9 protein-coding genes are annotated in these 14,624 nt (G+C 73.6%); 2 read left to right on the forward strand and 7 right to left on the reverse strand.

The window, feature by feature from the left end; translation table 11 throughout:
• Positions 1-33 precede the first annotated feature (33 nt).
• The 5 genes from PUR61_RS25625 to PUR61_RS25645 all read right to left on the reverse strand — a co-directional run bounded on the left by PUR61_RS25625 (position 34) and on the right by PUR61_RS25645 (position 10,028).
• Positions 34-402, reverse strand: coding sequence for a PRC-barrel domain-containing protein (locus tag PUR61_RS25625; protein ID WP_329881750.1), 369 nt, complete (start codon positions 400-402; stop codon positions 34-36).
• 189 nt (positions 403-591) lie between these two features.
• The gene (locus PUR61_RS25630; protein ID WP_329881751.1) at positions 592-3,105 is read right to left on the reverse strand and encodes a SpoIIE family protein phosphatase; all 2,514 of its coding nucleotides are present in this window, start codon (positions 3,103-3,105) and stop codon (positions 592-594) included.
• 63 nt (positions 3,106-3,168) lie between these two features.
• Entirely contained in the window at positions 3,169-7,194 is a 4,026-nt protein-coding gene (locus PUR61_RS25635) for a HAMP domain-containing protein (RefSeq protein WP_329881752.1), read from the reverse strand.
• Between the two features lie 263 nt (positions 7,195-7,457).
• Positions 7,458-9,029 (reverse strand): CYTH and CHAD domain-containing protein, encoded by a 1,572-nt coding sequence (locus PUR61_RS25640; RefSeq protein ID WP_329881753.1) that lies wholly within the window; start codon positions 9,027-9,029, stop codon positions 7,458-7,460.
• Positions 9,030-9,089: 60 nt separating this feature from the next.
• Positions 9,090-10,028, reverse strand: a complete 939-nt coding sequence (locus PUR61_RS25645; protein ID WP_329881754.1) for a SigB/SigF/SigG family RNA polymerase sigma factor — start codon at positions 10,026-10,028, stop codon at positions 9,090-9,092.
• A 381-nt stretch (positions 10,029-10,409) separates the two neighbouring features.
• On the opposite strand from PUR61_RS25645, the gene PUR61_RS25650 reads away from it, so the two are divergent.
• Positions 10,410-10,874, forward strand: coding sequence for an ATP-binding protein (locus PUR61_RS25650; RefSeq protein WP_329881755.1), 465 nt, complete (start codon positions 10,410-10,412; stop codon positions 10,872-10,874).
• 87 nt (positions 10,875-10,961) lie between these two features.
• On the opposite strand, the gene PUR61_RS25655 is transcribed toward PUR61_RS25650, so the two are convergent.
• Positions 10,962-11,930, reverse strand: coding sequence for an LLM class F420-dependent oxidoreductase (locus PUR61_RS25655; RefSeq protein ID WP_329881756.1), 969 nt, complete (start codon positions 11,928-11,930; stop codon positions 10,962-10,964).
• Positions 11,931-12,216: 286 nt separating this feature from the next.
• On the opposite strand from PUR61_RS25655, the gene PUR61_RS25660 reads away from it, so the two are divergent.
• Positions 12,217-12,963, forward strand: a complete 747-nt coding sequence (locus PUR61_RS25660; protein ID WP_329881757.1) for a hypothetical protein — start codon at positions 12,217-12,219, stop codon at positions 12,961-12,963.
• 55 nt (positions 12,964-13,018) lie between these two features.
• Here PUR61_RS25660 and PUR61_RS25665 read toward each other — a convergent pair whose 3' ends face one another.
• Positions 13,019-14,470: a GH1 family beta-glucosidase gene (locus PUR61_RS25665; protein WP_329881758.1), complete on the reverse strand. Its 1,452-nt coding sequence runs from the start codon at positions 14,468-14,470 to the stop codon at positions 13,019-13,021.
• Between the last annotated feature and the right edge of the window lie 154 nt (positions 14,471-14,624).

The raw sequence follows: 14,624 nt of genomic DNA on the forward strand, positions 1-14,624 counted from the left end.
ATCGGTGGCCGCCGCCCGTCCGCGTACCGGAGGTCAGATGATGGGGCGACTGTAGAACGGGCCGTAGTAGCTGCCGTACGCCTCGCGGTACCCGAGGTCGGCGTCCTCGTGCTTCTCCCGGTCGAACTCCGGGCCGTCCTTGATCTCGGCCTTCGTCCGGTCCACGTAGATCTTCTCGTCCTCCTGGTCGACCCGGACGATGGTGCCGACCGGCAGCAGGACGTGCTTGCCGAAGATCCACGGACCGGTGTCGACGACGAGGTATTCGGAGCCGGCCTCCGGGGAGTGGCGGTCGACCTTGCCGATCTGTCCGTCCGTCGCCTCCACGTGGAAGCCCACCAGGTCGGTGCCGGCGACGTGGCCGGAGGTCGAGCGGAACTCCCAGATGTCGATGTTGCTCATGTCGGTTCCCTTTCTCCCGGTGCCCGCCGAGCTGTTCCCGGCCGACGCGTTCTCGGCCCTCGGCTGCCCCGGACTGCGGACCTCACACCTGCCGGCCGTGACGAACAGGTCGGCACCGTTCAAGACCGCGCCGTTCGAGGCGGCACCGGTCAAGGCGGCACCGGTCGGGCCGCACCGGACGGGACCGGCTCAGCAGACCGTGACCCCGATCAGACAGGTGTCGTCGTCGGTGTCGGAACTGCTGTACCGCAGGAGGTGGTCGAGCCGGCGTTCGAGCTCCGGCTGCCCGCCCGACTTCCCGGCGATGGACAGCAGGTCGTCGAGCGACTCCTCCAGGGAACGGTCCCGGCGTTCGATCAGGCCGTCGGTGTACATCATCAGGGTGTCCCCGGCCCGGAGCCGGATCTCGCCCTCCTCGTAGTCGGCCTGGTCGATGGCGCCCAGCAGGATCCCCGAGACGGTGGGGAGCTCGGTGGCCCGGCCGTCGCGCAGCAGGATGGGGGGCAGATGGCCCGCCCGGGCCCAGCGGAGGGTCCTGGTCCGGGGTTCGTACAGGGCGCAGACGGTCGTCGCGGTGACGTTGTCGGTCAGGTGGTGGGTCACCGTGTTGAGCCAGCCCAGCAGCTGGCCCGGGCCGGCGCCGGTGGCGGCCAGGCCGCGCAGGGCGTTGCGCAGGGCGACCATGCCGGTGGCGGCCTCGATGCCGTGCCCGGCGACGTCGCCCACGCACAGGAGGACCTGGCCGGTCGGCAGGTCCAGGGCGTCGTACCAGTCGCCGCCGACCAGGTGGTCCTTCTCGGCGGGCCGGTAGCGCACGCCCACCCGCAGGTCGTGCAGCTCCAGGGGGCCGCGGCTCGGCGGCATGATGGCGTGCTGCAACTGCAGGGCGAGCCGGTTGCGTTCGGCGGCCTGCTGCTCGGTGTGGGCGAGCTGGTCGCGGGTGGCGGCGAGCGCGACCTCGGTCCAGTGCTGGGCGGAGACGTCCTGGTAGGCGCCGCGCACGGTGGTGATGCGGGAGTCGGCGTCGAGGACGGGCTCGGCGACGACCCGGATGTGCCGGGCGATGCCGTCGGCCCGCTGGAGGCGGAAGGCGGTGGAGGCGGGGCGCCGGTGGTGCAGCAGGGTGCGCAGGAACCGGCCGATGGTGTGCTCGTCGTCGGGGTGCGCGTGGGCCGCCAGGTGGTCCAGCGGGATGGGGTCGGCGTGCGGCGGCAGGCCGTGGAGGTCGAACAGGGTCTCGTTCCAGGCGATCTCGCCGGTGTGCAGGTTCTCCTCGAACCCGCCGATGCGGCCGAGCCGCTGGGCGTGCTGCAGCAGGCTGGCGACGCGGGCGGCGCCGTCCTCGGCCCGCCAGATGACGACCGCGCCGGCCCCGCAGCGGGTGATGCTGACGCTGGCCCGGGTGGTCAGCGGGACGCCGTCGACCAGGGCGGAGAGGTTCATCCCCGGCGAGCGGAACGACTCGCCGGTCGCCAGGACGTACTCGATCTTCTCGAAGAGGCCGCCCGGTTCGGCGGCCAGCGGGTAGGCCTCCAGCAGCCGGGCGCCGAGGATGGCGCTGCGCGGGCGGCCGGCGAAGTCCTCGAAGCTCGGATTGAGGTGCTTGATGAGGTAGTCGGTCGTCCGGCCCGCCGCGTCGAGGTCCGGGTGCACGACCAGGCAGGGGTCGTGCAGGCCCTGGACGAGTTCCAGCAGGTCGGCCGTCTGCGGGTCGACGCCGTCGCCGTTCCCGGTGGCCGGGTGCGACTCCAGGGCGGTGGCACAGAGTTCGGCCAGGGCCTCGAACTGCCGTTGCAGCGACTGCGACGGCGCCGGCAGGTCGCCGCTCCAGCAGACCTCCAGGACGCCGGTGATCCGGCCGCCCGCCCCGGCGGGCACGGCCAGCCGGCCGCCGCCGAACTCCCGCTGTCCGATGGAGGGGAGCCCCGCCGCGGCGAGCGACTCGTAGGCCGCGGAGGCCCGTTCGGTCAGTGCGCGGCGCGCGGGAACGGGGACACCCGGAGGGACGTGGCGCCAGCGCGCCGCCTCCTCGTCGGCGAATCCGGCGCTGCCCGCCAGCGTCAGGGACTGGTCGGAGTTGGCCGCCCAGATCGCCACCGCCTGCGCGCCGAGCGGCCGGAGCGCGTGCTCCAGCACCGACTGCGCCACGGCCTGGACGTCGGAGGCGCCCAGCATCCCCGTCTCGGCGCTGCGCAGCCGGACGCCGAGGGACGGCTCGCCCGCGGAGGCCATGAACTCCCGGGCGACGTCGGCGATCCGGTCGTGCGAGGCCTGGTTGACGAGGTCGGCCGCCAGGTCCAGGACGGACAGCGTGGAACGGTCGGCCAGCGTGTCGAGCTGGCGGCCGGCCTCGGCGGGGGAGACGCCCAGGCGCTCCACCAGGATCCCCTTGGCGAGTTCGACCAGCGCCCGGCCGTCCGCCTGGGCGTGGGCCCGGGTGAGTTCGCGGCGCAGCCGGTCGACGGTCGACGTCAGCCGGCCCACCGTGCTGCCGGCCGCCGGCAGGGACGTCCTGCCGGCGGGCCCGTCCGCCGGTTCACGCGGCGACACGACGGAGGGCGGCACGGCGACCGCCCGCGCGACCTGGCCCGACGCCGCTGCCTGCCCGGGCTCCGCTGCCGCCCCGGACACCGCGGCCGGACCGCGCCCGGCCTGCGGGAGCGGCTGCTCTTCGGCGTCCCGGGGCTGTCGGGGGTCGTGCATGGTGTCTCCTCCGCTGGCGTGGTCGTTCGGCGTCGCGGTGCGTCCCACCGGCACGGCGGGCGGCTACGGCCGCAGCCACCGCTCGACGCGGGCGATCAGGTCGAGCGCGTCGACCGGCTTGGTCACGTAGTCGGTGGCGCCGGAGGCGAGGCTCTTCTCCCGGTCTCCGACCATGGCCTTGGCGGTGACGGCGATGATCGGCAGATCCGCGTGCTCGGGCATCGCCCGGATCGCGGCCGTTGCGGCGTAGCCGTCCATCTCCGGCATCATCACGTCCATCAGGATCAGGTCGATGCCGCGGTGCGCGGTGAGGGCCTCGATCGCCGCGCGCCCGTTCTCGGCCTGCAGCACCCGCATGCCGTGCAGCTCCAGGATCCCGGTCAGCGCATAGAGGTTGCGGTCGTCGTCGTCGACGACCAGCACCGTCCGCCCCGCGAGGGAGCCGTCGACGTCCTGGGCGAGCGCGACGGCGGGATCCCCGCTCCGTACCAGCGGCAGCACGTCACCGGGCTGGTCCGCGCTCAGGTGCAGGGCGATGCGCTCGCGCAACTCGTCCAGGCTGGAGAGGAGTTCGAGCGGCTGCAGGGTGGCCCGCTGTTGCAGGAGGCGCTCCTGCTCGGCGCCCAGCCGCCGGTTGTTGTGCGCGAGGACCGGCACGCCGTGCAGGGCGGCGTCCCGCGCCATCTCCTCCAGGAAGTCCAGGGCCGCGCCACCGGGCAGGTCGAGTTCCAGGACCACGCAGTGGCACGGGGTCGAGGCCAGTGTCGCCGCCGCCTCGTGGGCGCTCACCGTGGTGGTGACCTCCACGGTCGTGCGCGGGTCGCCGAGGCCGGAGGGGCCGGTGAGGTCGGCGACGGCGCTCTCCGCGACCAGTGACAGCAGGCCGCGCGGACGCTCCTCGATGACGAGCAGCCGCTTGGGCTGAACCGTCTCCGGCGGCGCGGCGGGTGCCGGGGCCTCGACCCGGTCCGCTGCGCCGGCGGCCTCGCCGGTACCGCTCTCCAGCGCCGTCCGCGAGTTCTGGGCGTTCAGTTCGACGAAGTCGGTCCGGGAGGCGGGCAGGTAGAGCGTGAAGGTGCTGCCCCGGCCGGGCACGCTGTCCGCGGTGATCGCACCTCCGAGGAGGAAGGCGATCTCGCGGCTGATCGACAGACCCAGCCCGGTGCCGCCGTACTTGCGGCTGGTGGTGCCGTCCGCCTGCTGGAAGGCCCCGAAGACGCTCTCCAGGTGCTGGGGTTCGATGCCGATCCCAGTGTCCACGACGTGGAAGGCGATCACCGGGCCGTCGTCGCGGCGGGCGACCTCCGGTACGTGCGCGTGGTCCGCGACCTCGATCCGCAGTTCCACGCCGCCCTTCTCGGTGAACTTGACCGCGTTGGAGAGCAGGTTGCGCAGCACCTGCCGGAGCCGGTAGTCGTCGGTGAGCAGCTCCGCCGGCATCGTCGGCGCGGTCTCGACCGTGAACCGCAGGCTCTTCTGGCTCGTCAGCGGCCGGAAGGTGGCCTCGACGTAGTCGAGCAGCTTGCGCAGCGGGATCCGCTCGGGGGTGATGTCCATCTTCCCCGCCTCGACCTTGGAGAGGTCGAGGATGTCGTTGATCAGCTGGAGCAGGTCGGAGCCCGCGGAGTGGATGATGCCCGCGTACTCGACCTGCTTGGCCGTCAGGTTCCTGGTCGGGTTCTGGGCGAGCAGCTGGGCGAGGATGAGCAGGCTGTTGAGCGGGGTGCGCAGCTCGTGGCTCATGTTGGCCAGGAACTCCGACTTGTAGCTGGAGGCCAGCGACAGCTGGTGCGCGCGGTCCTCCAGCTCCTGCCGGGCCTGTTCGATCTCCAGGTTCTTGGTCTCGATGTCCCGGTTCTGTGCGGCGAGGAGCGCGGCCTTCTCCTCCAGTTCCGCGTTGGAGGACTGCAGTTCCTCCTGACGGGCCTGGAGCTCCTCCGACCGGACCTGGAGTTCGGCGGTCAGCCGCTGGGACTCCCCGAGCAGTTCGTCGGTGCGGGAGTTGGCGACGATCGTGTTGACGTTGGCGCCGATGGTCTCCATCAGCTGGTCGAGGAAGGCGCGGTGCACCGAGGTGAAGTCGCGGACGGCGGCGAGCTCGATGACGCCCAGGACCTGGCCCTCGACCACGATGGGCAGCACGATCAGGGAGGCGGGTTCGGCCCGGCCCAGGCCGGAGGAGATGGTCACGTAGCCCGCGGGCAGGGAGTCGACGGCGATCGTGCGCCGGCTGCGCGCGGCCTGGCCGACGAAGGACTCGCCGAGCCTGAAGCGGGTGGGGGTCGAGCCGGCGGGGAAGGCGTAGGAGCCGATCAGGTTGAGGACGGTCGTGTCCCCGCTGTCCTCCGCGAGGTAGAAGGCGCCGTACTGGGCGGACACCAGGGGCGTCAGCTCGTCCATGATCAGTTCGGCGACGACGGCGAGGTCGCGGCGGCCCTGCATCAGGGCCGAGATCCGGGCCAGGTTGGACTTGAGCCAGTCCTGTTCGTCGTTGGCCCGGGTGGTCTCGCGGAGCGACTCCACCATGAAGTTGATGTTGTCCTTGAGGTCGGCGACCTCGCCGGAGGCGTCCACGGTGATCGAGCGGGTGAGGTCGCCCTCGGCGACGGCGCCGGTCACCTCGGCGATGGCGCGGACCTGCCGGGTGAGGTTGCCGGCCAGCTCGTTGACGTTCTCGGTGAGCCGCTTCCAGGTGCCGGAGACGCCCTCCACCTCGGCCTGGCCGCCGAGCCGGCCCTCGGAGCCGACCTCGCGGGCGACCCGGGTGACCTCGGCGGCGAAGGCGCTCAGCTGGTCGACCATCGTGTTGATGGTGGTCTTGAGCTCCAGGATCTCGCCGCGTGCGTCGACGTCGATCTTGCGGGTGAGGTCGCCCTGGGCGACGGCGGTGGTCACCTGGGCGATGTTGCGGACCTGGCTGGTGAGGTTGTGCGCCATGAAGTTGACGTTGTCGGTGAGGTCCTTCCACGTGCCGGCCACGTTCGGGACCCGTGCCTGCCCGCCGAGCGTCCCCTCGGTGCCGACCTCGCGGGCCACCCGGGTCACCTCGTCCGCGAAGGCCGAGAGCGTGTCGACCATCGTGTTGATGACGCCGGCGAGCGCCGCGACCTCGCCCTTGGCCTCCACGTTGATCTTCTGCGAGAGGTCGCCCTTGGCGACGGCGGTGGCCACCTGGGCGATGGAGCGGACCTGTCCGGTCAGGTTGGAGGCCATCACGTTGACGTTGTCGGTGAGGTCCTTCCAGGTGCCGGAGGCACCCCGGACGGTGGCCTGGCCGCCGAGGTTGCCCTCGGTGCCGACCTCGCGGGCGACCCGGGTGACCTCGGCGGCGAAGGCGCTGAGCTGGTCGACCATCGTGTTGATGGTGGTCTTGAGTTCGAGGATCTCGCCGCGCGCGGTGACGGTGATCTTCTGCGAGAGGTCGCCCTCCGCGACGGCGGTGGCCACCTGGGCGATGGAGCGGACCTGGGCGGTGAGGTTGCCCGCCATGAAGTTGACCGAGTCGGTCAGGTCGCGCCAGGTGCCCGACACGCCCTTGACGTCGGCCTGGCCGCCCAGGATGCCCTCGGTGCCGACCTCGCGGGCGACCCGGGTCACCTCGTCGGCGAAGGAGGACAGCTGGTCGACCATCGTGTTGACGGTGTTCTTGAGTTCGAGGATCTCGCCGCGCGCGGTGACGGTGATCTTCTGCGAGAGGTCGCCCTTGGCGACGGCGGTGGCGATCTGGGCGATGTCGCGGACCTGGCTGGTGAGGTTGCCGGCCATCGCGTTGACCGAGTCGGTCAGGTCCTTCCACGTCCCCGACACGGCGGGCACCTCGGCCTGGCCGCCGAGCCGGCCCTCGGTGCCGACCTCGCGGGCGACCCGGGTCACCTCGGAGGTGAAGAGGGAGAGCTGGTCGACCATGCCGTTGAACACGGTGGCGATCTCGCCCAACAGGCCGTCGGCGTCGTCGGGAAGGCGGGTGCCGAAGTCTCCGTCGCGCACGGCCGTCAGCCCGGCCAGGAGGCGCCGCAGATCCGGTTCACCGACCTGCGCCGTGCCGCCGTCGGCCGCGTGCTGAGCCTGGGGCTTCGTCGTGCCAGCCATCGAGGACGTCGCCTTCCTCTGTAGGGCGACAGGCCGCACGGCCCGTCGCAGTCAACACCCGATCCGGCCGCACGTCCGACCGAAGGGCCGCGCCGAAGCCGTGTCAGGCACCTGTCCGTACCGTTCCGGACCGTACCGCACCCGTTCGGCCGAGGGCGACTTCCGTAGCACCGACGGAAAGTGACCGGGCCCACGTCCGACCGGGGCTGTCCGGGGGCGGTCACGCGCCGGAGAACCGTGATCGACGAGCTGCCCGCCGCCGGCTAGCCGAGGTCGGTGAGCTTGCGCCCGCGGGCCCGGCGGTACAGGTCGGGCAGGCGCTCCTCGGCCGCCCGGGCGGCGTCCCGCCGGAGTCCGTACAGCACCCCGTAGGCGAACGCGTGAGCGTCACCGCCCGAGGGTCCGGTCCCCGCGTCCAGGAGGGCCCCGCGGGCGATCACGGTGTCCTGGTGGTCCCCGAGGGCCCGCTGCAGGGCCTTCATCCGCCGGGAGAACGTCTCGGCGCGCCCGGCGGAGACCGGGCGGACGCTGTCCGCCGTGTAGCGGGCCCGCTTGGCCGCCTTGCGCGCATGGTGCAACGCGCCGTCGCGCTCGGGCCCGGGGGCGGTCGCGAGCGCGGCGTCGAGCCGCTCCACCGTCCGGCGCTGTTCCCGGCGCAGTGTGCGGGACAGCTGCCCGGCGGCGTCGCCGCCGCGGCCCTTCCCGGTGAGGGGCGGATCGTCGGCGAAGGACTCCAGCGCGTCGAGGAGGGCGAAGTAGCGCGGGGTGGTGAGATCGGCCACCGCGTGCTCCCAGGCCTCCCGGTACCGGTCGGCGTACCGCGCCGTGAGCCGGGCGCGCAGGTCGCCGCGCGGCACCTCCGGGGGCAGCTCGTCCACTGCGGCGACCAGCTGCTCGCCGAGCACCTCCTGATCCCGCGCCAGGCCCAGAGACCGTCCGAGCCACCGCAGCTCGGCGGCCAGTTCCTCGACGCGCCCGCGGTCGAACAGCCGGTGGTGGGCCTTGAGGAGGCTGCGGAGCCGCCGGGCCGCGACCCGCATGCGGTGCACCGCGTCCGGCTCGTCCAGGCGCACCTGCGGGTCCAGCGCGATCAGTGTCCCGACCTGCTCACGGAGGGCGGCGCCCACCACCGCGCCGGGCGTTCCGGGGCGCAGTGGTACCCGGTCCGGGGCCTGCTGCCGGGTTTCGTCCAGTGCCCGGGCGAGCTTGGACGGGTAGCGGGAGCGGCTCCCGCCCGCCGCCGTGAACGCGGCCTCGACGTCGTCGAGGAGTGCGGTGCCGCCCTCCGCCAGCTCGACCTCGGTCTCGGTCCAGGCGGTCAGCTGGGCGGGGGTGCCGGCGGCCCGGCCGGCACCGGGCGCGGAGCCGGTCCCGCGCGGCGTCCGCGGCCGGTCGAAGACCTGGCCGGTGACGCGGTCCTCGGCGATCTCGGCGAGCGTGGTCCCCGCCGTGTCGAGCAGGAGCTCGCGGCGCCGGCGGGTGTGCAGGTGCGCGACGGGTGCGAGCGCGCCGCCCCGCGCGAACACCGCCAGCCTCGGCGTCAGTGCCGACGGCACCTGGCCGGGTGCACCGGCGTCGAGCGGTTCCGCGATCTCCTCGCGGGTGTCCCCGTCACGGGGCAGCTTGAGGTGCCAGCCGGCGTCCTTGCCGCCGGTGCGCCGGCGCAGGGTGATGCGCCGGCGCAGCAGCCGCAGGTCCGGGGTGTCGTAGTAGACGGCGTCCAGGTCGTGCGGTTCGCCGGGCACGACCCGGGCGACGCCCGGCAGGTCCTCGAACCGCCGGAGCGGCCGTCCGCCGTCGTACTTCCGTTCCCTCTCCATCTGTTCGCCACTCATGGTGGGCGCCTGCCCGCGGATCGCGGTTTCACGCCCGGGGGGTGGGCCGCCCCGGCGCCGTCAGGCCTCGGCCAGCAGCTCGGCGCGCAGACCGGACAGGATGCGGGTGAGCAGCCGGGACACGTGCATCTGCGAGATGCCCAGCCGCCGGCCTATCTCCAGCTGGGTCAGCTCGGCCCCGAACCGCAGCGACAGGATGGTGCGGTCGCGCTCGGGCAGGGCGGCGATGAGCGGCTTGAGGGTCTCCAGGCAGAGCACGGTCTCGTAGGCGCTCTCCTCCTGCGCGATCCGGTCGCCCAGCGCGTCGCCCCCGTCCGCCCCGCCGTTGCCGGGCGCGGGGGCGTCGAGGGAGCCGGCGCTCTGCGCCTGGGAGGCGATCAGGCCCTCGCGCACCTCGTCCTCGGTGAGGTCCAGGTGCGCGGCCAGCTCGCCGGGGGTGGGGACGCGGTCCAGCACCTGCTCCATGGCGTCGCTGGTCTTGGCCAGCACCAGGCGAAGCTCCTGGAGGCGGCGCGGCACGTGCACCATCCAGCCGGTGTCACGGAAGAACCGCTTGATCTCCCCGCTGATGGTGGGCAGCGCGAACGTGGAGAACTCGACCTCGAAGGACGGGTCGAAGCGGTCGATGGCCTTGATGAGGCCGATCGTGCCGACCTGGACGATGTCCTCGATCGGCTCCTTGCGGTGGGTGAACCTGCTCGCCGCGAACTTCACCAGCGCCATGTTGAGCTCGATCAGGGTGCCGCGCACGTACGAGTACTCGGCGGTGCCCTCCTCGGCCGCGCGCAGCCGGGCGAACAGCGCCCTGGACAGCTCGCGCGCGTCGGCCGGGCACGTGGCCGAGGGCAGGGTGGCGGCGATTCCCAGTTGCTCGGCGACCCGGGCGAGGTCGGCCGGGCAGGTCACCTCGTCACCGGTCGAGACAGGTCCGACCGCGCCGGGGGCCGAAGGGCGGTGGGTGCGGGCAGTGGTCGAAGGGCGGGACACGACGGTCGGCATGCTCTCTCTCCTCTGCTGATGATCATTCGCGGGTGACGACGGGACTCACGTGCCCGGCCTCGACCCGAACAGACTTACATTCGCCAGATGCCCACTCGATCTTCACTTTTCCTCCACGATTCGGAGGTGTTTCGGTGGCGGCGACCGTTTTCGCCCCGTCCCCGGCTGCACCGCCGGCCGTGCCGGTCGTGCCGGGCGACGGCCCCGCGACGGGTCCCGCGACGCGCCCGGCCGGTCACCGGGCGGTGTTTCCGGAGCACCTCGGGGCACAAGACCCCCGCGGGTGGACAACCGGTGGTCGGCGGGCCGGGCGTGTCACCCGGCCCCTCCGGTCGCAGGGAGCCGCAGGGTGTCGCAAGGGTCGCGTCGGAGTGAGGACAGATGAGCATCAGTGAGTACCGGACGATGAGCAGGCCGGTCCTGTCCGGGCTTCCGGCCACGGGGCAGACCCGCAGGCTGACCCCGGGCGGCGGTCCGGGGGTGGTCGGGCGCTGCCGGGACCACGCCCGGTCGGCCCTGGAGGACTGGGGCTGGCTGCCGACCACCGACCCCGATCAGCAGGCGCGGGCCGACGACGTGCTGCTCGTCGTCTCCGAGCTGGTCACCAACGCCTGCCGGTACGCCGGGGGGCCGGACCAGCTGGTCCTGTCCGCCACCGCGCACCTCCTCCGCATCGAGGTGCTGGACGGTTCCGACGCGCCGCCCCGGCCGCGCGTGCCGCACGCGCCCGGACAGCTCGGCGGTCACGGCCTGCACGCCGTCGCGCTGCTCGTCGGCCGGTGGGGGCACGCGCCGCTCGCCGGCCGCCCCGGCAAGGTGGTCTGGGCCGAGTTCGACGTTCCGTAGCCGGGGAACCGGCAGCCCCCGGCAGCCCCCGGCGTCGCGGCACCCGGCACCACGGCCCGCCGGGCGGGTGCCCCCGGGCCGCCGCGCTCAGAACGCGGCGCGCAACGCCGGCAGCAGCGTGCCCTCGGCCCAGTCCAGGAAAGCCGGTTGGCTCTCGCCGCCGACCTGGACGAGGGCGACCTCCCCGAACCCGGCGGTCACGAACGGGCGCACCGCCTCCACGAAGTCCTCGACCCGGTCGCCGCAGGGAACGGCCTCGGCGACGTCCTCGGGCCGGACGAACCGGCTCGCGGCCGAGAAACCCGCGGTGCCCGGCAGTTCCGCGTTGACCTTCCAACCGCCGCCGAACCAACGGAACTGCTCGTGCGCCCGTCGTACGGCGGCGTCCCGGTCCCGGTCCCAGCAGACCGGCAACTGGCCCACCGCGGGCTTTCCGGCCCCGCCGTGCCGCGCGAACCCGGCGATCAGGGCCGGGTCGGGCTCGACGGCGATCACCAGGTCGGCCAGCCGGCCGGCCAGCTTCCCGGAGGCGGGCCCGGACACCGCCACCCCGATCGGCGGCGGCAGGTCCGGAAGGTCCCACAGCCGCGCGCCCTCGACGTCGAAGTACTGGCCGTGCCGGGTCACGTACCCGCCGTCGAACAGCGCCCGGATGATCTCCACCGCCTCCGCGAGCATCGCGTGGCGCACCGTGGCGCTCGGCCAGCCCTGGCCGACCACGTGCTCGTTGAGGTTCTCCCCGCTGCCCAGGCCGAGCCGGAAGCGGCCCTCGGACAGCAGTTGCAGGGTGGCGGCCTTCTGGGCCACCACCACCGGGTGGTAGCGGAACGTCGGGCAGGTCACGTAGGTCATCAGCGGGATCCGGGAGGTGGCCTGCGCGGCGGCTCCGAGCACCGCCCAGGCGTAGGGCGCGTGGCCCTGCTCGTCCAGCCAGGGGAAGTAGTGGTCCGAGATCACCGAGAAGTCGAACCCGGCCTGCTCGGCGCGCACCACGTCCGCGACCAGGTCACGGGGGGCTCGCTGCTCGGTCATCATCGTGTATCCGATCTGCACCATGAGGGACGCCTGCCCCCGATCGCCTCCGCCCTCACGCCGGACGGCCGCGCGCCACCCGCCTGCACCAGCGCCGGGCCCGGGCGGCAGCAGCGGCGGCCCGCGACGCAGGGCTCCCGGGCCCGCCGAACTGCGGTCCCGGGCGGCGCGGATATCCTGGAACCGTGCGGCTGCGTGAGCGCGCGGGAATCGTCACCGAGCCTCCGGGCGTGTCCCGTGCACAGCCCGACCCCGGCCCGACTTCGGCCTCTCCCGGCGACGTGCGACGGTGCGTGACGGGAGCAAGGTGATGATCCTTCCGGTCGAGATCAAGGTCAATGTCGACGGCGACGTCCAGGAGGCCCTGGCGGCCCTGGGTGAACCCCGGGGTGGTACGCGGAAGCGACTCATCTGGTTCGCCGAGGACCGCGACGGCGTCGCCGACGGACGACTGCCCCTGCTGGACGGCGGGGTGATCGTGCGCCTCCGGAGCGGCGACACACCGGACGAGCTGACCGTCAAGCTGCGCCCGTGCACCGGGGAACAGCTGGTCGGGCCGTTCACCCGCCCGTTCGAGGAGGAGTCGTTCGAGTACCGGATCGAGGAGGACCTGGCGGGGAATCGCCGGACGCTCGCGGCGTCCGCGACGGGCACGCACCCGCAGGCGGCGCTGCTGGACGCGGTGGCGCCCGGGGCGGACACCGCCGCACCGCTCGGCGTCCGGCAGCGGGAGTTCCTCCGCGGGTGCGCACCCGAGGTGCGGATCGACGGACTCGTCGTACTGGGCCCGATCGCCTCCACCAAGGCCGAGGACGTGCCGCTCGACGACCTGGAGGCCGACCTGGAGCGGTGGGCGGTCGGCGGTCTGGACTTCCTCGAAGTCTCGATCCGGGTCAAGCCCGAGGAGGACGAGGAACCCGACGCGTTCGCGGAACGGGTCGCGCGCAAGCAGCGGAAGCTCGAATCGGCCGTACGGGACCGGGGGGTCCTGCTCTCAGGGAACCCCGGGAGCAAGACCCGGCGGGTCCTCACCGCCCTGGTGCCCGCCCGTCCGTGAGAGGACCCCGGCCGGCCCGTGCCCGGCCGTCGCGGCCCCGGAGGCCGGGCACCGGCTACGCCCCGTCGAGGGGGAGCAGTTCGCCGCTGCGGGCGACCCGCCCGTACCAGTGGGCGCTGGACTTCGGGGTCCTGGCCAGGGTCCGGGGGTCGACGTGGACCAGCCCGAAGCGCTTCTCGTACCCGTACGCCCACTCGAAGTTGTCCAGCAGGGACCACAGGAAGTAGCCGCGCACGTCCGCGCCGTCGGTGACGGCCCGGTGCACCGCCGCCAGGTGGGCGCGCACGTAGGCGGCGCGGTGGGGATCGTCGACCGCGCCGTCCGCGCCGACCTCGTCCTCGTAGGCCGCGCCGTTCTCGGTGACCGCGATCGGCAGCCCCGGGTACCGCCGGGCCAGCCCGGTCAGCAGCTCGTGCAGGCCGGACGGGTCGACCGCCCAGTCCATCGCGGTGACGTCGCCCGGTGCCCGGTGGAAGCCCACCCGGTCCGCGCCCGGCCAGGGGGAGACCTGGCCGCCGCCGTGGCCGTCCTGGCGCGCGGGTTCCGTCCCCTCGGTGGTCGCGGAGACCACGGTGGGCGTGTAGTAGTTGACGCCCAGCCAGTCCAGCGGCTGGTGGACCGTCGCCGGGTCGCCGGTCCGGACGAAGGACCAGTCGGTGAGACCGGCGGTGTCGTCCAGCAGGTCCTTGGGGTACGCACCCTCCAGCATCGGCCCGAGGAAGACGCGGTTGCCGACGGCGTCGATCCGGCGTGCCGCGTCCCGGTCCGGCGCGGACGGGGTGAGCGGGCGCACCGCGTGCAGATTGAGCGCCACCGACAGCAGGGCCCCGGCCGGCAGAGCGGCGCGCAGGGCCTGGACGGCCAGGCCGTGGCCCAGGTTGAGGTGGTGGGCGGCGCGCAGGGCGGCCACCGGGTCGGTGCGGCCGGGAGCGTGGACGCCGGAGCCGTACCCCAGGAAGGCGCTGCACCAGGGCTCGTTGAGGGTCGTCCACCGGTGGACCCGGTCGCCGACGGCCTCGCCGACCAGCGCGGCGTACTCGGCGAACCGCTCGGCGGTGGCGCGCTCCGGCCAGCCGCCGGCCGCCTCCAACTCCTCCGGCAGGTCCCAGTGGTAGAGCGTGGCGACCGGTGTGATCCCGGCGGTGAGCAGTTCGTCGGCGAGGCGGCGGTAGAAGTCCAGACCGCGCTGTGAGGCGGGGCCGCGCCCGGTGGGTCGGACGCGCGACCAGGAGACCGAGAACCGGTAGGCGGTGAGACCGAGCTCGGCCATCAGCCGGACGTCGTCGCGGTAGCGGTGGTAGTGGTCGGTCGCGACGTCGCCGGTCTGGCCCCGGTGGACCCTGCCGGGGACGCGGCAGAAGGTGTCCCAGATCGACGGGGTGCGGCCGTCCTCGGCGGCGGCGCCCTCCACCTGGTAGGCGGAGGTGGCCGCGCCCCAGAGGAAGCCGGCCGGGAACCGGGGGACGGCGGCGGGCGGGTGGGGGTCGGACGGGTGGGGATCTGCCATGGAGGGTGCTCCCATCGGTGAGAACGGCGTGAGCGGGCGCGAGTGGGACGGCTGAGCGGTGCGGCCCCACGATGTGTCTGCCCGGCAGGGCGAGGACGAACAGCGGGGGCACCGTCGAGATCGGCGCGCCGGCCGCCACGCCTGCCCGCCTGTC

Source organism: Streptomyces sp. BE20 (assembly GCF_036322525.1).
In the GTDB taxonomy this organism is placed as follows: Bacteria; Actinomycetota; Actinomycetes; order Streptomycetales; family Streptomycetaceae; genus Kitasatospora.